16 protein-coding genes are annotated in these 20,353 nt (G+C 40.6%); 6 read left to right on the top strand and 10 right to left on the bottom strand.

Annotated features, from left to right (window positions below; translation table 11 throughout):
• Positions 1-30 precede the first annotated feature (30 nt).
• Together bshA and HOP08_06450 are read right to left on the bottom strand one after the other, a co-directional pair.
• Positions 31-1,173, bottom strand: coding sequence for an N-acetyl-alpha-D-glucosaminyl L-malate synthase BshA (bshA, locus tag HOP08_06455; protein NOT74554.1), 1,143 nt, complete (start codon positions 1,171-1,173; stop codon positions 31-33).
• 53 nt (positions 1,174-1,226) lie between these two features.
• The gene (locus HOP08_06450) at positions 1,227-4,091 is read right to left on the bottom strand and encodes a serine hydrolase (GenBank protein ID NOT74553.1); all 2,865 of its coding nucleotides are present in this window, start codon (positions 4,089-4,091) and stop codon (positions 1,227-1,229) included.
• 129 nt (positions 4,092-4,220) lie between these two features.
• Here HOP08_06450 and HOP08_06445 point away from each other — a divergent pair, with 129 nt between their 5' ends.
• From HOP08_06445 to HOP08_06430, 4 genes are read left to right on the top strand one after another with little or no spacing between them, the layout of a single operon-like run.
• Positions 4,221-4,610, top strand: coding sequence for a hypothetical protein (locus tag HOP08_06445; GenBank protein ID NOT74552.1), 390 nt, complete (start codon positions 4,221-4,223; stop codon positions 4,608-4,610).
• Positions 4,611-4,626: 16 nt separating this feature from the next.
• Positions 4,627-6,420, top strand: coding sequence for a DNA mismatch repair endonuclease MutL (gene mutL, locus HOP08_06440; GenBank protein NOT74551.1), 1,794 nt, complete (start codon positions 4,627-4,629; stop codon positions 6,418-6,420).
• The gene (locus HOP08_06435; protein ID NOT74550.1) at positions 6,420-6,992 is read left to right on the top strand and encodes a rhomboid family intramembrane serine protease; all 573 of its coding nucleotides are present in this window, start codon (positions 6,420-6,422) and stop codon (positions 6,990-6,992) included. Before mutL ends, HOP08_06435 begins: the two co-directional genes overlap by 1 nt.
• A gap of 6 nt (positions 6,993-6,998) precedes the next feature.
• Positions 6,999-7,892 (top strand): rhomboid family intramembrane serine protease, encoded by an 894-nt coding sequence (locus HOP08_06430; protein ID NOT74549.1) that lies wholly within the window; start codon positions 6,999-7,001, stop codon positions 7,890-7,892.
• Here the strand turns inward: HOP08_06430 and HOP08_06425 are convergent, their stop codons facing one another.
• From HOP08_06425 to HOP08_06390, 8 genes are all read right to left on the bottom strand, one after another.
• Positions 7,893-9,140, bottom strand: coding sequence for a tetratricopeptide repeat protein (locus HOP08_06425; GenBank protein NOT74548.1), 1,248 nt, complete (start codon positions 9,138-9,140; stop codon positions 7,893-7,895).
• Positions 9,137-10,432, bottom strand: coding sequence for an AAA family ATPase (locus HOP08_06420; protein NOT74547.1), 1,296 nt, complete (start codon positions 10,430-10,432; stop codon positions 9,137-9,139). The genes HOP08_06425 and HOP08_06420 overlap by 4 nt, the downstream gene beginning before the upstream one ends.
• Before the next feature lie 61 nt (positions 10,433-10,493).
• Positions 10,494-11,183, bottom strand: coding sequence for an iron transporter (locus HOP08_06415; GenBank protein NOT74546.1), 690 nt, complete (start codon positions 11,181-11,183; stop codon positions 10,494-10,496).
• 58 nt (positions 11,184-11,241) lie between these two features.
• The gene (locus tag HOP08_06410; protein NOT74545.1) at positions 11,242-11,940 is read right to left on the bottom strand and encodes a hypothetical protein; all 699 of its coding nucleotides are present in this window, start codon (positions 11,938-11,940) and stop codon (positions 11,242-11,244) included.
• A gap of 71 nt (positions 11,941-12,011) precedes the next feature.
• Positions 12,012-13,910, bottom strand: a complete 1,899-nt coding sequence (locus tag HOP08_06405; protein ID NOT74544.1) for a hypothetical protein — start codon at positions 13,908-13,910, stop codon at positions 12,012-12,014.
• A gap of 32 nt (positions 13,911-13,942) precedes the next feature.
• Positions 13,943-16,330, bottom strand: coding sequence for a TonB-dependent receptor plug domain-containing protein (locus HOP08_06400; protein NOT74543.1), 2,388 nt, complete (start codon positions 16,328-16,330; stop codon positions 13,943-13,945).
• 2 nt (positions 16,331-16,332) lie between these two features.
• Positions 16,333-17,382: a 23S rRNA (adenine(2503)-C(2))-methyltransferase RlmN gene (rlmN, locus tag HOP08_06395; GenBank protein ID NOT74542.1), complete on the bottom strand. Its 1,050-nt coding sequence runs from the start codon at positions 17,380-17,382 to the stop codon at positions 16,333-16,335.
• Complete coding sequence (locus HOP08_06390; protein NOT74541.1) at positions 17,382-17,804, bottom strand: hypothetical protein; 423 nt, start codon at positions 17,802-17,804, stop codon at positions 17,382-17,384. Before HOP08_06390 ends, rlmN begins: the two co-directional genes overlap by 1 nt.
• Positions 17,805-18,007: 203 nt before the next feature.
• Between HOP08_06390 and HOP08_06385 the strand changes: the two genes are divergently transcribed.
• Together HOP08_06385 and HOP08_06380 are read left to right on the top strand one after the other, a co-directional pair.
• Positions 18,008-19,075: a DUF1611 domain-containing protein gene (locus HOP08_06385; protein NOT74540.1), complete on the top strand. Its 1,068-nt coding sequence runs from the start codon at positions 18,008-18,010 to the stop codon at positions 19,073-19,075.
• A 38-nt stretch (positions 19,076-19,113) separates the two neighbouring features.
• Entirely contained in the window at positions 19,114-20,181 is a 1,068-nt protein-coding gene (locus HOP08_06380; protein NOT74539.1) for a dipeptide epimerase, read from the top strand.
• Positions 20,182-20,353 lie beyond the last annotated feature (172 nt).

The following is a 20,353-nucleotide window of genomic DNA, read 5'->3' as shown; positions in this document are numbered from 1 at the left end:
TTTAATGCCGCGGCACTGATAATTCAATGATTAATGAGTCGCGCCTGACGACACTTTATCCAAAACTCTCTGATAAACTTTCTCATAGAGCGGGCGGATGTTAGCGATGTCAAATTCCTGTGCACGTTTCAACGCATTTTGCTTGAATGAGTTCAGGTTATTTTTATCGAGAACAAACAGTGCCTTTTTCGTCATGTCCTCTACATCACCAACGTTGCTCATGAATCCGGTTACTCCCTGTATGTTAAGTTCAGGGATACCACCAGCATTTGATGAAATGAGAGGAACTTCACACGCCATTGCCTCCAAAGCTGCCAGGCCAAAACTTTCTTTTTCTGAAGGCATCAGAAAGAGATCTGCGACAGATAATACCTCCTCAACAGATTCAAGTTTGCCAAGGAATCTAACGTCGCCTTCAATGTTAAGTTCACGACTCTGAGCTTCTGCCTTAGCACGTTCAGGGCCGTCTCCTATCATTAACAGCTTTGCGGGGATAACAGAATGAATATTTGCAAAAATCTTGATGACATCAGGAATGCGTTTCACTTTCCGGAAGTTAGACGTATGAACAATAAGCGACTCTCCATTCGGGCAGATTGCTTTTTTGAAATGGTCTTTCTTCTGTTTCTTGAATTTGTCCAGATCGATAAAGTTTGGAATGACATCAATCTCATTTGTGATCTTGAAGTATTCATACGTTTGCTTTCTCAGATCTGATGATACTGCCGTAACGCCATCAGACTGATTAATGCTGAATGTAACAACAGGTTCATATGAAGCATCCTTTCCAACTAAAGTGATATCAGTTCCGTGTAGCGTGGTGACTACCGGTATGAATATCCCTTGTGATCTGAGGATTTGTTTTGCCATATAGGCTGCCGATGCATGAGGAATTGCATAGTGAACGTGAAGCAAATCCAATCCCTCGTTCTTTACAACACTCACCATTTTGCTTGCCAAAGCCAGCTCATACGGAGGATATTCGAACAGGGGATAGGACCTGAAGTCTACCTCATGATAGAAGAGATTTTCGTTGAGGAAGTCAAGACGGCTGGGTTGCGAATAAGTAATGAAGTGAACTTTATGTCCTTCTTTCGCCAGGGCTTTTCCAAGTTCGGTTGCGACCACACCACTTCCTCCAAACGTTGGGTAACAGACAATTCCAATTTTAATTTGTTCCACAGGTTAGATTTTGGGGTTTAAACCACGTTCGCAGTCTTTTAGTTTCAGTTTTTATATGCACAGTAATTAAAAATTGACTGATAGATCACTTCCTGAATCCGGGGACGAATATTGGCATTTAAGAGCTTTGTGTTTCTGTCGGGAAACACCCTATTGGATAAAAAAATGTACACAAGGTTAAATTCAGGGTCGATCCACATACACGTACCGGTAAAGCCTGTATGACCAAAGGTAAGGGGAGAAGCCTGAAGTGATACAGGACTGGTCCAGTCATTCTGTACCGGTTTATCCCAACCCAGTCCTCGGCGGCTTTCTGTGAATTGTTTTGCTGTGAAGTAGTGCATTGTTTCAGGTTTATAAAAAGTCATACCACCGTAGCTGCCTTCCTGAAGTAACATTTGTCCGATTTTGGAGAGATCATTAGCGGTGCTGAAGAGTCCGGCGTGACCAGAAACTCCACCCATCATAGCGGCTCGTTCGTCGTGCACGGTACCAGCCACCAACGATCTCCGGTAGATTTTATCTATTTCTGTTGGGGCAATTCTTTGTTCTGAAAACCTGTCAAGAGGATTGAAGCCTGTGGTGGAGGCGCCAAGAGGTTCATACAGGTTCTGATGTAAGAACTCATCCATGGGTTGGTTAAGAGTTTTCTCAGCCATTTCTTTCATCATCATAAAGCCGAGATCACTATATCTGTAGGGATATTGAGTTCGTGGTATCTTGTCTTGCATTTTTGAATTGATCACCCAACTCCAGACAGAGTCTTTAATAGCTGGAACCGCATAAAGATCTCTGCTGATCTGAAGGGGATGTTGACTATCCCGAATGCTGCTGTAATAATAGGGCATGTACACACTATCTTTTACAGTAAGCGGCCAGAGAGGCATGAAAGGTATTAGCCCCGACTGATGAGTAAGCATGTCGATAATGGTGATATCTTTTTTGTTAGTCTTTTTTAATACTGGTAAATAAATGGATGCCTTTTTGTTAACATCGATCAGGTTCTTTTCATACATGAACATCGTTGCCTGAAGAGTTGCGGATACTTTGGTAAGCGATGCGAGATCGTAAATGGTTTCCTCATCAACGGCAATTTTATTTTCATAGGTTAACCATCCGGCAGATTGTTGAAAAACGACCTTGCCATTCCTTATTACTATGACCTGACAACCTGGTGTGTTAGCCATATCAATGGCTTCTTTCATCAGGATCTTTATTTTGTCAAGTGTGCGACTGTCCATACCAGCAGCTTCTGGTAACGTATAGGACATTCGATCAATTTTTCCGGTACGAATAGGCCGAGGAGAAAAGCCTTTGGATTCAACAGGTAAAACTCCGGAAGCTGGAATTGCTCCAAAAATCATTTGAGGAACTACCTCCATCATCTTATCCTGATCTGTATAAGCGGCAATCAGAGAATTTGCAGAAAGATAAGTTTCAAGGTTAAGCGGATTTCCAAAATGAACGATAATCACCTTGTTGCGTAAGGACAGATTTCTTATCCATGAACTCAGCTGATATTCAAGGGTAGTTGCATAGGAGAATAGTCCAACAATAATGATGTGATCTGGTTTGATGTTAATTTTTAGAGTATCAGAAGCATCTTGTATCGAGAATGCTTCAAAAGCTGCATATCGTTTTAAATAGAGTGTAAAATCATTTGTGTTTTCTTTTCCAATAGAGATGCATTGAAAGGACTTGTTTTCCAAATGAAGGATGGGTAAAAGATTTTCTTCATTCTTCACTACGGTAGTAGTTGCTTCTGCAAGCTGATGTTTAAGAAGATTTGATTCCGGTGTGTGGAGTTTTTGAAAGATGTTCTCTTCATTGAGCAGCTGGCGATGATTCAATCCTGCATCATACTTGGCGGCCAGTATCTTTTTTACGGTCGTCTCCAGTTGTTGTTGAAGGAATTTATCTTTTTTAATCTTCTTTGAAATTACTTTGATGGCTGAGTTAATATTTAGCGGAGCCATTAAAATATCATTACCGGTTTGAAACGCCAGCAGTTCAGCTTCACCAGCTCTTACTTTTGCGCCCACCTTTTCAAAGTTCTTTGTTTCTGTAAATACGAGTCCTTTAAAGTTCAGTCGCTTCTTCAGTATTTCAGAGATAAATACCTGAGACATGCCTGCCGGAACAATTCCTTTTTCATTTTGCAGAGAGAAGTGAAGATAATTGGTGAGAATGCCATTCACTCCGCTTTCAATTAAATGACGGATAATATAAAATTCGGTAGTATCAATCTTCCAAAGATTTAGAACTACCGTAGAATCCATAAGTTGATTTTCAACCATTTTCCTTCTTGGAAGATGCTTGGTGACGGTGAGAATTCCTTCAGACTGTAATGACTTGCTGAAAGTGACGGCTGACCGTATTAGCTTGTTCTGATCATTACTGAAATATCTCAGATAGTCTCCAGGAAAAATCTCTTTATCTGAATTCGGAGCAAAGTTGATATGAAATCCGAGCAGTTTCATTTGTTGAGCAATCTCTTTTGCCCAGATGCGGGTAAGACTGTCACTGTTCCAGGCTGCAGACATCATTGGCTTTTGAAAGCCCATGGTACTGTCCATTGTTTGAGCAAGTCCCCACTCGGCAGAAATCCCTACAAGCAAGGGTATCTTTGAATTCTTTTGGAGCTTGTTGAACAGACGGATGTGACTTATTGGCCCTCCGTCCGTTATATAATAGCCGCCAATGTCATTACCTTTTACGAGATCGGTCAATTCGTCAAGTTCATCCTGGCTGGCATGCGAGGAAACAGGAACCATGAATAATTGGCCGATTTTTTGATTCCTGTCAAGGGTAGAAAAGACGCTATCCACCCAGCGGGTACGGAAATCCTGACCAAAAGAGGGGAAGAACAATACAGAAAGCAGGACAAACGATAAAACCTTTTTTAACATCCGTGAGTTAACTTTGTATTTGAAAACGAATAGAGCAATTTTACTTTTAACGCCTGATTCGCAAAGGTCTGTCAAAACCGGCAAATAAGCCTGATCATTTTTATAATAAGACATTAAAATTAAGAGCATATGAAAATAGTATCCCTTTTTACAAAAGCACCTGGGTACAAGAGATTTTCTTACGAGCCCCGCTTTTATGACCAGAAAGCTGAAGAACGAAAAGAGCGGGAAGATCGTATTCGCCAGGAAATTGAGCGTGAACGCGGTCAGCGCAGTGAAGAAACTTCAGACTATCGCTCAAGAATGACTGGAGCATTCCATTCGGCGAGAAAGAGATCTCAGGCTTCCAAGGGATCTTTAAATACTGCTCTTATTAGACTTGGAGTATTATTATTTCTCACACTTTTTATCATGGCTTTTATGACATGGGGTAAAGCAGCATTTTACAGTCTTCTGTTATTTGCACCACTTTACATTTATCTGAAATTCAGAAATCAACAGACCTCTCCTAAAAACTAATTTCGATTCTTTCTTAATGACTGACATTATTCGCCTTCTTCCTGACTCGATTGCCAATCAAATTGCGGCAGGTGAGGTGGTGCAACGTCCGGCATCCGTAGTAAAAGAATTAATGGAAAATTCCATTGATGCTCATGCATCTTCAATACGTCTCATAATCAAAGAAGCCGGTAGAATATTGATTCAGGTGATCGATGATGGTTCAGGTATGAGTGAGACCGATGCGCGCATGAGTCTTGAGCGACATGCGACCTCCAAGATCAGAACAGCTGATGATCTCTTTACCCTTAGAACAATGGGGTTCAGAGGTGAGGCACTTGCTTCTATTGCTGCTGTGTCGCAATTTGAGATGAAGACCAGAAGAGAACAGAACGAATTAGGAACATTGCTTGCGGTAGATGGATCTGAAATAAAAAAACAGGAACCTGTAGCCTGTGAAAAAGGAACAAGCATCAGTGTAAAGAATTTATTCTACAACATTCCTGCGCGCAGAAATTTCCTGAAGTCAAATCCGGTGGAGATGCGACACATCCTTGAAGAGTTTCAGAGAATTGCGCTTGCTCATCCTGAACTTGCATTCTCTCTTATTCAAGGAGATGAGATAATTTATGACCTTACACCCGGTAAGCTAAGTCAGCGTGTGGTTGCTTTGTTTGGTAAATCGTATCAGGAACAGCTTGCGTCTTGTCAGGAAGAAACCGATCTGATGAAAGTAACAGGCTATATCGGTAAGCCGGAATCATCCAGAAAGACGAGAGGTGAACAATTCATCTTTGTAAACCATCGCTTTGTCAGGAATAATTATCTCAATCACGCTATTACAAGTGCTTACGAAAATTTATTGCCGGAGAATAGTTTTCCGTTTTATGTACTCTTCCTGGAGATTGATCCAAAGCACATTGATGTAAACGTTCACCCCACCAAAACAGAAATAAAATTTGATGATGAGCGTGCTGTCTATGCTGTTGTTAAATCTTCAGTACGACAGGCATTGGGAGCGCACAACCTTACTCCAGCATTGGATTATTCATCAGATGTAAATCTTGTTAATAAGATTACTCATGCCCCTGCATTGAGTCGTGAACAATATCTTGAAGAACAATTGGGGTCGTCCCTTCAACGATCCAATCTGCAGAATTGGGAAAAACTGTTTGATGAAGAAAGGCCTTCACAATCGAGGCTGTTTATGCCAAGCCCGGAAGCTCCTTCGGAAAGAATGGAGGTTATAAGGAATGACAATGAACCTGCAGAGGAAGTGATCTTTCAATTCCAGAATAAATTTTTGGTGAAGCCTGTAAAGAATGGATTGATGATGATCAACCAGCAGGCTGCGCATGAAAGGATTCTCTATGAAAAATTCCTGGCGAAAATGCAGAGACACGCTGGAGCGAGCCTTCAAAGTCTTTTCCCACAGACCATCACTCTGAGTGCTGCCGATTTTGCTCTGGTGATGGAAATGGAACGCGAGATCAAGGCACTCGGATTTCAATTTGAAATCTTTGGAAAAAATACCCTTGTGATCAATGGTATGCCGGTAGAGACCGTTGGGAAAAATGAGAAAGAACTTTTTGAAGGTCTTCTGGAGCAGTTCAAGCAAAATCAATCAACACTGAGCTTGCCTTTAAGTGATAATCTGGCAAGGTCCTTATCGAAAAGGGCCTCTGTAAAAGCTGGCCAGAAACTCACCATAGATGAAGTAAAATCTCTCTCTGCTGCTCTCTTTTCCTGCCGCAATCCCAATTATTCGCCAGAAGGCAGCACAACATTTTTTGTATTAGAAACGTCTAAGATTGAAAATTACTTTAGCTAATGTTTAACATCACGCCACTCGTCCGGAACATAATATTTGTCTGTATTTCAGTTTTTATCGTCGCACGACTGTTTCCGGGATTTTACCTCATGGAAAGAATGGCTTTGTGGAAAATAGGGACGGACTTATTCAGGCCGTATCAGTTATTTACCTACATGTTTGCCCATGGAAGTCTGGGACACCTTTTTTTTAACATGATGACCCTTGCGTTTATGGCCAGCTATCTTGAGATGGTGTGGGGATTCAAAAGATTTTTAAGCTACTATCTGATCACCGGAATAGGAGCTGCAGTGGTTTATTTAGTAATAGAATATTTTCTGGATCCGATGGGACAAGGCCGCATGGTCGGAGCATCAGGAGCGATTTATGGTATATTAGTGGCCTTCGGAGTTTTGTTTGCTGAAAAAGAGATTTCATTAACGTTCCCGCCGATTACGATTAAAGGAAAATACCTTGTGATTGTTTTGGGAGTATTTAATTATCTTTTGGATACAAGCGGACAAACTGCACATTTGGCGCATTTTGGAGGTGCCTTGATTGGATTTATTGTCATCCGTCTAGGGAGATATTGAGTAATTATGTTTGACGAATTTAAATCTGCATTCAGTCGCTCCAACAACGGGCATGTACAGCTGATCATTATCAACGTCGTTGTATTTGTTCTGCTGGGAACCGTGATGGTCTTTTCGAAATGGCTGGGCTTTGATGATTTCTTTGGCGTAGTGCACAATCAGTTTTCTTTGCCCAGTGGTGTTGGTGATTTTCTGACACGACCCTGGACGATTATAACGTATTTTTTTACCCATGATTTGTATGATGTGCTTCACATATTATTCAATATGCTGGCGTTTTACTGGTTCGGCAAACTTATAGTTGAGTATCTGGGAAGTGATAAACTTATTGCAATCTATGTTTTGGGAGGAATTGCAGGCGGAGTTATTTATTTGATGATCTATAATATTATCCCAAATCCTCCTGCGTTTTTGGGAACAAGACCAGAATTAGTTGGAGCATCTGCTGCGGTGTTTGCGGTCATGGTAGCCGCGGCCACGCTGTTGCCTGATTATACTTTCTTTCTCATGTTCTTCGGTCCGGTTAGAATAAAATGGATCGCTGCTATTTTTATCTTTCTTTCATTTCTCGGATCGGTTGGTTCAAATGCCGGCGGTGATATCGCTCATCTTGGCGGAGCCTTGATGGGTTATGTGTATATCAAGCAGTTGCAGGCGGGAGTGAATTGGGGAGGATGGATTACTGCAACGCTGGGATGGATCGGTGGGTTGTTCACGGCGCAGCCGAAAGTAAAGGTGTCATATCGCAAGAACGATTCAGCCAATGGAAAGAAAACCACCAATGCTTCCGGGATTTCCCAAAAGGAAATTGATGAGATTCTTGATAAAATTTCTGATGGTGGGTATGAAAGTCTTACCAAAGATGAAAAAGAAAAACTTTTCAAGGCCAGTAAAAAGTGATCATCGAATCACCAACGCATTCGCAATCCATTGATAGGCGACTATTCCGAATATAAATACATACCACAGGGTCAGCCCTGTTTCTGAACTTCCCATCATTAGTATTGACAATGCTCCCACTAGCAATAGTGCAATCGTGTATGCAACAAGAATTTTTCTTTTGCCCGGTTGTTTGGGATTGAACATGGAGGCAAGGGGTATTGAGATTGCGGTAAAATAGATTGTAAGGAGAAAATAAAACTCGAAATCATAAATGAAATAAAGAGTTATTGTAAAGAGTGCCATTGCCAAGGCAATGCCTACATAATTTGAGGATTTTATCTGTTCTCTTTTAAGAGCGTATCGCCCATACATATTGAGTCTTAGAAACAAATTTGAAAGAGGGTCAATTAGCCATGTTGAAAGAGCAAACGCAAAGTAGAGATATATAACAGGCTTAATAAAAACAGCAAGGTTTTCATTGGCGTCGGCAACCATTCGCAGAATCTTTACGCCAAAATAAAGCCCAAGAATAATAATCCACTGGCCTTTAGCCTTCATGTTGCCTACCCAAAAAGCATACTTAAGAAATATCCGATAGACAAGATAGCGGGCCTTCAATGCTTCCATCATGCCGGATTTCGCATATTCATTTTCTGGATTGAGTCTTAATGCCTCTTTAAAACTTTCAAGAGCTTTTACATGATCTCCTCTTTCAAGCAAGCCCCAGCCGACATTGGCATGCGTATGATCATTTTCAGGATTATAGCTTAATGCCTCACGAATGGTTTCAAAAGATTCTTCTTTCCTATCAAGCTTTAGAAGGGCTGTGGACCTTACATTCAGGCAGGTTAGATTTTCTGAGTCAACGCTTAATCCCTGATTTGCATAGAGAAGTGCTGCGTTCCATTCTTTTTGTTCAATCTTAATGGTCGCAATCAATCCAAAATAGTCTGCGTTATTGGGATCGTAGGCGATTGCATTTGAAATGAACTTCTCAGCTTCTTTCAGATTTTCATTTCTGAACAGGAAGAGAGAATGCAGATATAGAAAATAACTGTTATCAGGCTCCTGACTGATTGCCTGCCTAATCAATTGAATGGCTTCTGCATGCTGACCAATCTCTGATTTACAAAGCGCCAGCAGACTTATGGCTAACGCATTGTTGGGTTCGAATGAAAGAACATCCCGTAACTGAACTTCAGCATCTGTAAATCTTCTTAAATTGATTAATTGGGTAGCCCTTTCCAGCAAATTCGATGTGATCATTTTTTCAATTTCAGATAGTCAAGTATCTCATTATATAATCCAGACTCATTGGCATAGAGTGCATAATTGCGTGCGGATGTGAACCACTCTTTGGTAGATGGTTTTATCTCTTTGGCAGCTTTCGCCAGATCTTTTGTAAAAATAGGCTGAGGAATTCCATCCTTAAATGATTCTCTCAACTTGTGTTCAATAGAGAGGTTTACAATAGCCTGGAGATCGGCGCCAGAAAAATCGGCGGTCATTTTAGCAATGGACCCAAAATCAATATCCTGAACGGGCTTATCTTTTAATAGAATTTTCAGAATGCTTTCGCGACTGGCAAGATCGGGAGGCTGAACAAAAATAATTCTGTCAAACCGGCCTGGTCTGCGGAATGCGGTATCTAAATGCCATGGAGCATTTGTAGCCCCCAAAATCAATAGTCCATCATTGGAAGATTGGATTCCATCAAGCTCGTTAAGAAATTGGTTAATGAGCATTTTAGATGCACTCTGTCTCATGTCTGCCCGACTTGATCCAAGAGCATCGATTTCGTCAAAGAAGACAACGCAAGGAGCCTGACTTCTTGCTGTTTCAAAAAGCTGATGAAGTTTCATTTCGCTGTTTCCCATCCACATGTCGAGAACATCATGGATGCCAACGGATATAAAACTTGCCTGAATCTGACCGGCCGTTGCCCTGGCTAAATAAGTTTTACCACACCCGGGAGGCCCGTATAACAAAATACCACCACCCGTTTTCTTTCCATAAGCTTTATACAGATCTGGAAATTTCAGGGGTTGAATTATCTTGATATTAATCTCTTCCTTCACATGATCCATTCCGCCCACGTCACTGAAATTTATACGAGGTCTTTCGATCTCTTCGAATCCTTTTTCAATCTCATCAAGGATCTTATCTGTTTTCGATTCGCTGCTGCGAAGGCTATCCAATTCTTCATCTTTTAAAGCGGGATTCAACTGAAGTGCTTTTTTGTAAATCTCAATAGATCTAGCTGCTTCACCATTTCTTAAAAGGGCTTTCGCCATCAGGATCCATAAACCAACATCGTTCTCGGAATCGGCCAGTTCTTCAAGAATGACAATCGTTGCTGAAAATTTACCTTGTTCGAAATAGCATTTCGCGAGACCTCTCCTTGCCTTGGCATTGCCTGAATCTGCAGTCAGTGCTTTTTTATATTCTGTCTCAGCTTCTTCAAATAACTTTTCATTTAATAAGTTCTCTGCCAATAACATTCGGAGGGGTAAATTATCAGGTGACAGACGAAGGGCTTCTCTTAAATTCTCAATCATGAACGAGGCTTTAGGCAAATATAAGATCAATGAAATTTGTAACAACATGATAAAAAGAGCATCATGTTATAAGCTTAGCCAGTGCAAAAGCGGCGCCTGCTGCCAACGCACCCACCAACGCAACACGCATAGTTCCTTTGAAAAGTGGCTGACCTGTAAGTTTGCTTTTAATCAAGCCGAAAATAATGAGACATATTAATGTGATGATGCTGGAATACAACAGTCCTTCCTGAGTTGTTTCAGTAAGAAAGTATGCGCTTAAGGGTATCAGGCCTCCGATGATGTAGCTTGTGCCGATAACAAAAGCACTCTGCAATGCCCTGTTCTTGTCAGGACGCTCAAGACCTAATTCAAATCGCATCATAAAGTCAACCCACTTCTTTGGATTTTTCGCCATCTGACGCGCGATCTTTTCTTGTGACTCGTCGTCGAGCCCGTACTCCGCAAAAATTTCTTTTGTCTCCCTTATTTCTACTTCATGAAGCTTTTCAATTTCTTCATATTCCCGCTTTTCCTCAACATCGTAGTGTTCAATTTCGGTGCGACCAGCGAGATAGCCTCCTAATCCCATGGCGATAGAACCTGCAGCTATCTCAGCAAGACCAGCAGTGACGACAATAGTTGTGTTGTCAACAGCTCCACTTAATCCGGCAGCGAGTGCAAAGGGCACAGTAAGGCCATCACTCATGCCAATCACGAAGTCACGGACCTTCTCGGAAGATTTAAAATGTTTTTCTTCAATGGGTACCATCATGGAAATTTACAAAAAAAGCAGCGAGGTTACTTTTGTAAATTTTAAAATCTAACACTTATTTCCTGGCAGAAGCGTGTTCAAAGTAAAAAAGTAATGTGCTGACAATTAGTTCTTCATTGCCAGAATGCATAAGGTCATTATTTGCCTGGTTGAAAGACGCCAGAAGCTCATAAAATCTTTCTTCTGTTATGGAATTTCTTTCCATAACCTCTTCACGAAATGAAGGTGAGTTCACCACGTCGACATAAACTTCCACTTTCTTCATCTCCTGAATGACAGCAACGAGTTTACGTTTCTCTCTTTCTTCTTTTGTGAAATAGGCAAAATTGATACTGTTGGATGCGGCTTTAAGTGGTTTGGTTTCTGATAACGTGCGTGAAGGAACATACTTTCTGTTAAGGTGATAGGCTCGATCGCGGATGACTACTTCTTTAAGCATGATACTCTCATCATGCATACGAACAAACATGATTTCATCATCAAAAGCAACGGGTAATTTTGATTTTGAATATCCAACGTATGAAAAGATAAGTGTATCGCTTTTGTTCACCATGATCATGAAAATCCCATTCATGTCACTGACTGCGGTGAGATCAGAGTTCTTGACTTTGACATGAACGCCGGAAAGGTTGCTGAGTGAAATGGAATCCACCACAATGCCCCTCATCATTTTCTGTGCGCTTGCCGTTCCTGAGAGGATTATCAATAAAAATAAAAGCAGAGAGACCTTGATCTTTCTTGTTTCTGGCGTCATCAAGGGGATGATGATTTCTGGAGGTCAAAGGTTTCGAGCAATGGGATTTATTTTTTTCCGGGTCTAAATGACTATTTCTGAACGATATTGTCCTGGCAGTTTTCGCAAAATGTTTTCTTGAGATAAGCATCCCTTAAGAGTTGAAAGCTGACGCCTCCTTTTTCACGAGAGTTAAATAGTTGACAAAACCTGTCTTGATTTGCATTCACAGCATTAAGCATCACGGTTCGGTATTGCTGACCTTTTGTGTTGGCTTCGTCGAAAATTGTGAGGCTTAGATAATAGAAAAGAATATCTTCTGAAACTTCTAAATTCTTAATGCGGGGTTCAAGAATTTTTTCGGCCCAGTCAAATCTGCTATTGTGAGAGAAGAACTTTGCAAGATTCAAAAGATCCTCATCCGTTAATTCCAACGGCTTGTAGGAATTATAGATAAACTTCACGGCATTGTCTTTATCGGCATACTTCCTTTGATCCAGGGATATCTCAGAGAAAATAACGTAGTAGTTGATTAGTAGTCGCTTCACCAATAAACCAGGAATTCCGATTTTGCTGAGATTTTCAATTTCTTTTTTTAATAAAAGATGATTGACAATTTTTGGAGAATTTATCCAGGATTGCAATCTAAGTGCACAGAGGTTGTATTTTATTTTCGGATTGTCTTTCAGAAGTTCGCTCAGTTTTTCAAACGTCTTAATGGCTTCGTAGATATTGTAGATGGAATTTTCAAAGCGAAATGAGGCATTGTTGAGGAGCAAACTTCCGTATTCAATAGCTTCTGGTAGATCAAGGTCATTCAGGTATTCATTCGGCAACTCGTGCCTTTGTATCTTATAAAAAATGATTTGTTGAAGGTAAAGTGCTTCTTCAATATTGTGTTTGGTTAATTGCTGATTGAAGTATTTTTTTAATTCTTCGCCGTTACTTTTCAAGTAGAGAACTCTCTTCTCCAGATCAAGTTCGATTATAGCTTTTCTATGATGTTTTAGTATTGGCTCAAGCTTTGTCAGCAAATCAGGAGATTTTAATTTTTCTTTGATCTCATCTTTCGAAAGGCTCATTAGTGAACTGTAGGTGCCACCATTGATGTCTTCCAGAAACTCTACCCAATTCTCACTTGACAAAATACTGGACTCAAGCTTTTCAGACTGGAATGATTGAAGTGCCTTTACAATACTTTCGGCACGAAGGGTTTGAAGTTTCTGATTGCGGGCTGTGGATCCCTCTACAGAAGTGTAAGTATGAATCCGGATATCCTTGATTGTATAATCTGTAAGTCTTAGTGAGTCGTATAAAGGACTGATGTCTTGTTTGCTGAATTCCCATTTATCCTTTTCAAAAGGAATGGTAAAATGTAAAGTTTTGCTGATGTCTTTATACTTCTGCTCAAGTTCCTCAGCATTTAATGTGTCATAATAAAGGCCGTTCTTGAGGAGATTCCATCCGTGATAATCCACGTTGACAATATTGGTATAGAAACACATGTATTTACTTTCCAATATCATGTAGTTGGCTTCAACATTTTGTGCGTTTAATGATGAAGGAACTTTGCCCGCCAGGAACGCTATGTAACCTTTCTTTACAGGAATAAGATTTGCAATAATTTCGTCACGGTACATTGGAGGAAGTAAGAAGCCGGTGTGCGACCAACTAGTGGCTCTTCGCTCAATGTTATCACAACTGTATTGTCCTTGTGAAATAAGGTCAATTGCTATGCCATCATTTTTGCCAGGGATCAGTTTCCAAAACCAATCGGCATCACTATGTGTTACGAGAACGCTGTCTCCTTTAATGAAGGTGGAGAATCTTGCTTCTTCAGGTTGGCTCCTTTGAGCAAGAAAAAAATCCTTGCATCGGCTGTTCCTGTCATTACCAGGATTCTTCAGGTCATAATTTTCACGATTGGTGAATTGTGCTTGCGCCCACTCAGCATAAAGTATTGCCGAGAGGATAAGAAGAGCAACTTTCATTTTTTGAGCCTGAAAGCAAGCAAATTACTTTTTTATTTCTTTATTGAATAGGTAAAATCAGAGAAGCCAGGGTTGCCAGTCAATGAAATTCCTTCAATAGTTCCAGTTACAGAAGTTTCTGTGCCTGGATTATAAAATGATACAGAAGCTTTTCCGGTAGGATCGGTCCTTACAACCGGAGCCCAGAAAATTGTACTTCTTCTATCTTTCTCCTGCTGGGAAAGTTGAGTTTCGTATTTAGGAGAATAGAATTCTTTTGAAGTAAAATATCCAGTATTAATGAGGGGGAAAACACCATCTTTAACGACCGGATTATTTTGACTTGTTTTAAGATTGAAGCCAATGACACCATTCGCACCTCGATTCCCAAACATCGCTGTTTCCGGACCCTTCCAGATATCTATACTTTCAATATTCAATACGGAAAGATCTCCAAGAGCAGAGATTGATGATTGAACATTATTAATCAAAATCATAGGATCCAAGCCACTTTGCATAGAATTAATTCCTTGGATTCGAATCGTCCAGTTAGGATCCTGACCATAGATACTTACTCCTGGAACACGACCTTGAATAATCTGAAGTGGATGTAGAAGTTTTTCAAGATTTGGATTGCCAGCAACTTTGATGTTATTTGAGCTTCTTCCATAAACCCTATTAGGTGACTCAGCAACTTCTTCTTTTTTCCCTTTTACATTGATCGGTTCTAAAAGAGTACTCTTCTCAGGATTACCTGAACCATCTACTCTATTTTGAACAGGTAGTTGACGAATGAACTGACGTTCAAAATGATTTAAGGACCCCCTTAATTTAGAAATCTGTTCATCTGGAAGGGAAAGTCCAACAACACTATCCATAACGATCTGGACATTAGTATTTCTTCGTTTTGTTTCTCCTTTTAAAACAATGCCTGAAGCTTTATAATAGATCACATCTTCAAAAGAGAACCTTCCAGCATCATTTGTTGTAGCTGTCATAACCTGTCCGGCGGCTACATTAAGAAAACTCACTTTGCCCTCAGCCACTGGTTTTCTGGTCGTCTTGTCAAGCAGGGTACCTGAAATACGGATTCCCATCTCTGGTGGTGAAGCAGGTGTAGGGAGTTTTCCGATCAAGGCATCATGAGCTGAGAACTTTCTCCATCCCTGTGTTAACATCAGGACGTCAAGTGCTTCCAGTCGGTCAGTATTTTTCTTATCGAAGTAATAGCCTGGTGACTCAATATTTCCTTTTAATTCAGATGTTAAATATAGATACGAAGAGATGTTGGTATGTCTTCTATCAATTGGAACATACTGATCGTCAGAAACAGCCAACGAAAAATTACCCATCACAGGATAACCTTCAGCATCCTTAACTTCAATAGAAAGATTGATTTTTTCAAAGGGTTTATATATTTGCTTGTCAGCTTCCATCTTTATTGAAAGTCCATTCCCGCGATCAACAAAAGATAATCGTTCGCATAGTGGCACTCCATTCTCATCCATTACTGTTATCTGAGCAACACCCGTTTGCATCGTTGTAAGAGGAATAGAAACGAAAGACAATGTGTTTGGAATTTTTATTTTAGCTGCGTAGGAAACGACACCGCGCGTTTGTGCGATAACCAGGATTGTCTTATTTGCTTCTGTGCTTTGAATGCGCGCAACCAATGCTTCTTTATCCGCAACATAATTTACTGTCAAAGTCACTCCTGATTCCTTGGCAGCCGGTAAAGACACTTCATGTGAACCAGTTATCCTTGCGCGATATGTTTTGTTTTTCTGTGGAACGATGGAACACAAGCCCATGCCGAGGGTATTGCTTTGAATTTTTGTAATCACATTACCATCATTGTCAATGATCTCACCGCTGATAGGTTTGCCTAAACCATCTGACCCAATGGCCTTAAAGGCAATCTTACTCTTGATGCCAACTACCCAATCTCCTCCTTCAGGAAAAAACTGGACATCCATTTCTTTGTCTTCTGTATTTTTTATTACAGGATTTGAATTCCAGATTACAATTTCTTTTCTGAAAAGATAATCGGCACTCATCTCCTTCATCCATTTTGTATAAGCTTGAACAAGATATTTACCGGAAGATAAAGTATCCGGAAGGTTTAAGTTGGCTGCGGAAAATCCAGACTCGACCTGTAAAGTCAATTGCTTGACTAATCTTTTATCCACATTATAGAGGTCAACATAAAGTGTCCTGCTGAGTGGAGAGGGCTGATGAAGGGGGCCTGCAACAAGATAGGCTTTAAACCACGCATCTTCTCCAGAGGCAAAGTAGTGGCGATCAAAATGCAAATAGACTTTTTCCTGCGGAGAATTGTCTAGGTAGTGATTAAAGCCCGCAAGAATTTTTTCAAGGGGTTCCTCTGAAGAGAAAGCAAAGAGCAAAAAGAAGATAGGAAGAACTGAATGCCGAAATTTCATAATTATGATTTATTTGCCAATTGACCACATGCAGCGTCAATGTCTTTTCCCCGACTTTTGCGAACTCTGGCCGTAATACCATTGCTCTCAAGCAAATGCTGATACATCAATAGCTTATCGTCGCCAGCTTGTTGAAATTCACCATCATCGATGGGGTTATATTCAATGAGATTTACTTTGGATGGTATGATCTTACAGAACTTTAATAAAGCCTGAGCATGCTCCATATCGTCATTGATGCCTTTCCATACAACATATTCGTAAGTAACTTTTTTCTTTCTTTTTGAATACCAGTATTTCAATGCTTCACCTAATTCTTCCAATGAATTTGAATCATTGATAGGCATAATGGAAGATCGCGTCTTATTAATGGCTGCGTGTAACGACACTGCGAGGTTGAATTTCACTTCATCATCTGCCATTTTGATGATCATCTTGGCAACCCCAACAGTAGAAACTGTGATACGCTTCGCTGCCATGTTAAGACCTTGAGGTGAAGTGATCTTATCTATAGCTGTAATTACATTGGCATAATTCAAAAGGGGTTCACCCATACCCATAAAAACAATATTGGTAAGCGGCCTTCCAAAATATAATTCCGATTGTTGACGAATGGCCACAACCTGATCATAGATTTCATCAGGATTGAGATTGCGCATTCTTTTCAATCGCGCAGTAGCGCAAAACTTGCATGCAAGACTGCAGCCTACCTGAGATGAAACGCAAGCAGTGATTCTTTTCTCTGCGGGGATCAACACAGACTCCACAATCAATCCATCATGAAGCTTAACGGCATTTTTAATTGTCCCGTCAGTACTCCTTTGCATTGTATCCACCAGTACATGGTTGATGATAAAATGTGCGTTGAGCATCTCACGGGTAGCCAGTGAGAGGTTGGTCATTTGCTCAAAATCCTTTGCTGATTTTTTCCAAAGCCACTCATAAACCTGCTGAGCACGAAAAGCTTTGTCCCCATGCTGAACAAAAAAATCTTTTAGCTCGTCCAGCTTTAGTTTTCGTATGTCTCGCTTCGCCTCTGCGTCAGTCACCATTACTTGATTCTTGAAAAGGTTTTGGTTTCGCACTCATTTTTTGCATTGTGAACTTTCAACGTTGACTGTGAAAGCTCATCAATGATTAATTGCTGAGTCATGATCCCCGATTTAATATCCAGCAACAAAAGTTCCTGACCATTTATCGTGTATTTAAAACTGGACATATCACTTCCTTTTTTTCTACCGGCTGAAAAAATTCCATCTTCTCCCGCTCCCTTTTTATCAAACCGTATCAGTTTGGCCACTGAACTGGTTCCTGAAGATTTCATCATCGGAAGCAATTCTTTTTCTGTTTCACTTTCCTTGATATTGCTTTCAAAGCATGTCTTTTCATCAATCAATTGCCATGTTCCAATAATCGCCTGGGCCTGACAGATATAACCTGCCATCACCAATAATATCAGAATTCCGTATTTCATAATTTCCGGGGTTTCGTTTGCAAATTTACGCTAAAATGATGGGTAGTAAATTGAGTTACAGCCCTTCACACCCGAACTGCAAATTACTAGCCACGTTTTCGAATTTCTATACCCCATACTTTACTATTCGAGCTTGGTATTGAAGTCTCTGAACTTTCGTCCTTAAACTAATTTTGTCGAATTTCCCGTCACAAAATTTTAGTATGCAAAAGAGTAATGCAATTGTAATCACAGCAGGATATCTCGACACTAATAGTGGAAAAACAGCTCATGGACTTATCCGGGGAACTGACCGCTTTAACATTCTTGGAGTGATTGATCACAAGTATCCAGGTAAAGATGCAGGAGAGGTTCTCGATGGAAAAAAAAGAAACATTCCTGTGTATAGTTCAATTACCGAATTTATAAAGGTGAGCCCTGTCACAGCAGAGTACTGTGTTCTGGGCGTGGCAACTAAAGGTGGAGTAATTCCTGATTCGATAAACGTGATGATCAGGGAAGCTATTGAGAATAATTTTCATATCGTTAATGGACTCCATGACTACGTTTCGGATCATGCAGATCTTGCGGAGCTTGCCAAATCAAAAGGACGGGAAATAATAGATGTTCGTAAACCGAAGAAATTCAAGGACTTGCACTTTTGGTCAGGAGAAATTTCAAAAGTTAAGTGCCCTAAAATAGCTGTGCTTGGAACAGACTGTGCACTGGGCAAACGAACATCCACCAGATTTCTTACCGAGGCTATGAATAAGGCAGGTTTCAAGGCTGAAATGATCTATACAGGTCAGACTGGCTGGATGCAAGGCGCGAAGTATGGCTTTATATTCGACTCTACGTTGAATGATTTTATTTCTGGCGAAATGGAGCATTCTATTGTTCAATGCTGGAATGAAGTAAAACCCGACATTATATTTATTGAAGGGCAATCTTCACTTCGCAATCCCAGTGGTCCCGCAGGATCTGAATGGATTGTTTCTGCGGCAGCGAATGCAGCTGTACTTCAACATAATCCGGCAAGAAAGCAGTACAAGGACATGGAATTCTACCCGGCCTATATTCCAGATCCAAAGGATGAAATTGCTTTGATCAAAATATATGGGGCTCCAACGGTAGCCTTGTTGATCAATTCAGCAAAGATGGCTGAGGCTGATGCGAGGGATTATGCTTCTAAATATCAAAAGGAACTGGGGATCCCGGTAATTTTGCCTCTGGAGGATGGCGTCGAGCAGCTCATCCCAATTTTCGAAAAAATGATTCAAGAATCTAAGTAGTAGTTGCATTAAACTCGGCCCTTAATAATCCTGAAACCGTGAAAATCAAAACAATAGAAGTCTGGTCTGCAGATCTGGGAAATAAAAAACCCTACACCATTGCCTTTAAAACAGTGGATGAAGTTATTAATGTGTTTGCTGAGATTACTCTTGAAAACGGGATGTCGGGTATTGGCTCGGGTGGACCAAGCGAATATGTGACTGGTGAACACCTGGATCATACCAATGCAGCTCTTGTGGAGAAAAATCTTGAATTCCTGATCGGAAGGGATATTCGCGAGATCAATCTTTTACTTTTTGAAATAGGAGTGAAGTTTTCAAAAACACCAGCGGCCCAGGCGATTCTGGATATTGCACTGCATGATGTATTTACAAAATTTCTGAACGTGCCCTTGGTAAAGTATCTGGGTCAGAAAATCTATTCCATGCCTACTTCCAATACCATTGGAATTAAGAATGTGACAGAGACCTTAAAAGAGGCTGAGGAGTATGGAAAACTGGGTTTTAAGGCCCTAAAAGTGAAATTGGGGAAGGATTTAGAGGAGGATATCGAACGTCTTGTGATGTTGCGCGAAAAGTTTGGGGATAAGTTTTTAATAAGAATAGATGCAAATCAGGGGTACACGTCGGCTCAGACAATAGACTTTTATCATCGTACCAAACAGTTAAACATTGAGCTGATTGAGCAACCAATTCCCGCAAAGGCCATTTCAGAACTGAAGGAACTTCCTGAAGAAGTCAGGGATGTTATCGCAGCGGATGAGTCCCTGCTTTCTCCAAAATCAGCTCTTGATTTGATAATGCCTCCCCGCGCAGCTGGCATATTCAATATTAAACTCATGAAATGTGGAGGGATTCAACAAGGGCTAAAAATTGCGGATATAGCGCTGCAGGGAAAAATTGACCTTTTCTGGGGATGTAATGATGAAAGTATCGTGAGCATTACCGCCGCGCTTCATGTTGCCTTTGCATGCTCTAACACGAAATATATTGATCTTGATGGTAGCCTGGACCTTGCAAGAGATGTGGTGAAGGGAGGTTTTATTCTGAAGGACGGAATGATGACCTGTTCGGAATTGCCAGGATTGGGAGTAGAAAGAATATGAGATTTCTTGAATTACAATTCACTGATAATCAATACTTAAACCTTTATTTCTTGAAGACCTGGTGAGGAATTACTCAATTCCTCACTTTTTTTGAATTCGGCACTTGGTAACTCCGGGTCAGTTCCTATCTTTGCAGTCCTTTTTGCGGCACAAAACCCGCAAATCGGGTTAA

This window comes from Cyclobacteriaceae bacterium, assembly GCA_013141055.1.
In the GTDB taxonomy this organism is placed as follows: Bacteria; Bacteroidota; Bacteroidia; order Cytophagales; family Cyclobacteriaceae; genus ELB16-189.
The sequence above is the reverse complement of the archived record's forward strand: the minus strand, read 5'-3'. Positions and strand labels throughout refer to the sequence as shown.

Coding starts and splice junctions, on each gene's coding strand:
- HOP08_06390 (NOT74541.1), bottom strand. CDS start 17,804: ATGAAATACGGAATTCTGATATTATTGGTGATGGCAGGTTATATCTGT.
- HOP08_06385 (NOT74540.1), top strand. CDS start 18,008: ATGCAAAAGAGTAATGCAATTGTAATCACAGCAGGATATCTCGACACT.
- HOP08_06445 (NOT74552.1), top strand. CDS start 4,221: ATGAAAATAGTATCCCTTTTTACAAAAGCACCTGGGTACAAGAGATTT.
- HOP08_06410 (NOT74545.1), bottom strand. CDS start 11,940: ATGACGCCAGAAACAAGAAAGATCAAGGTCTCTCTGCTTTTATTTTTA.
- HOP08_06415 (NOT74546.1), bottom strand. CDS start 11,183: ATGGTACCCATTGAAGAAAAACATTTTAAATCTTCCGAGAAGGTCCGT.
- mutL (NOT74551.1), top strand. CDS start 4,627: ATGACTGACATTATTCGCCTTCTTCCTGACTCGATTGCCAATCAAATT.
- HOP08_06400 (NOT74543.1), bottom strand. CDS start 16,330: ATGAAATTTCGGCATTCAGTTCTTCCTATCTTCTTTTTGCTCTTTGCT.
- HOP08_06420 (NOT74547.1), bottom strand. CDS start 10,432: ATGATTGAGAATTTAAGAGAAGCCCTTCGTCTGTCACCTGATAATTTA.
- HOP08_06435 (NOT74550.1), top strand. CDS start 6,420: ATGTTTAACATCACGCCACTCGTCCGGAACATAATATTTGTCTGTATT.
- HOP08_06430 (NOT74549.1), top strand. CDS start 6,999: ATGTTTGACGAATTTAAATCTGCATTCAGTCGCTCCAACAACGGGCAT.
- HOP08_06425 (NOT74548.1), bottom strand. CDS start 9,140: ATGATCACATCGAATTTGCTGGAAAGGGCTACCCAATTAATCAATTTA.
- HOP08_06450 (NOT74553.1), bottom strand. CDS start 4,091: ATGTTAAAAAAGGTTTTATCGTTTGTCCTGCTTTCTGTATTGTTCTTC.
- rlmN (NOT74542.1), bottom strand. CDS start 17,382: ATGGTGACTGACGCAGAGGCGAAGCGAGACATACGAAAACTAAAGCTG.
- HOP08_06405 (NOT74544.1), bottom strand. CDS start 13,910: ATGAAAGTTGCTCTTCTTATCCTCTCGGCAATACTTTATGCTGAGTGG.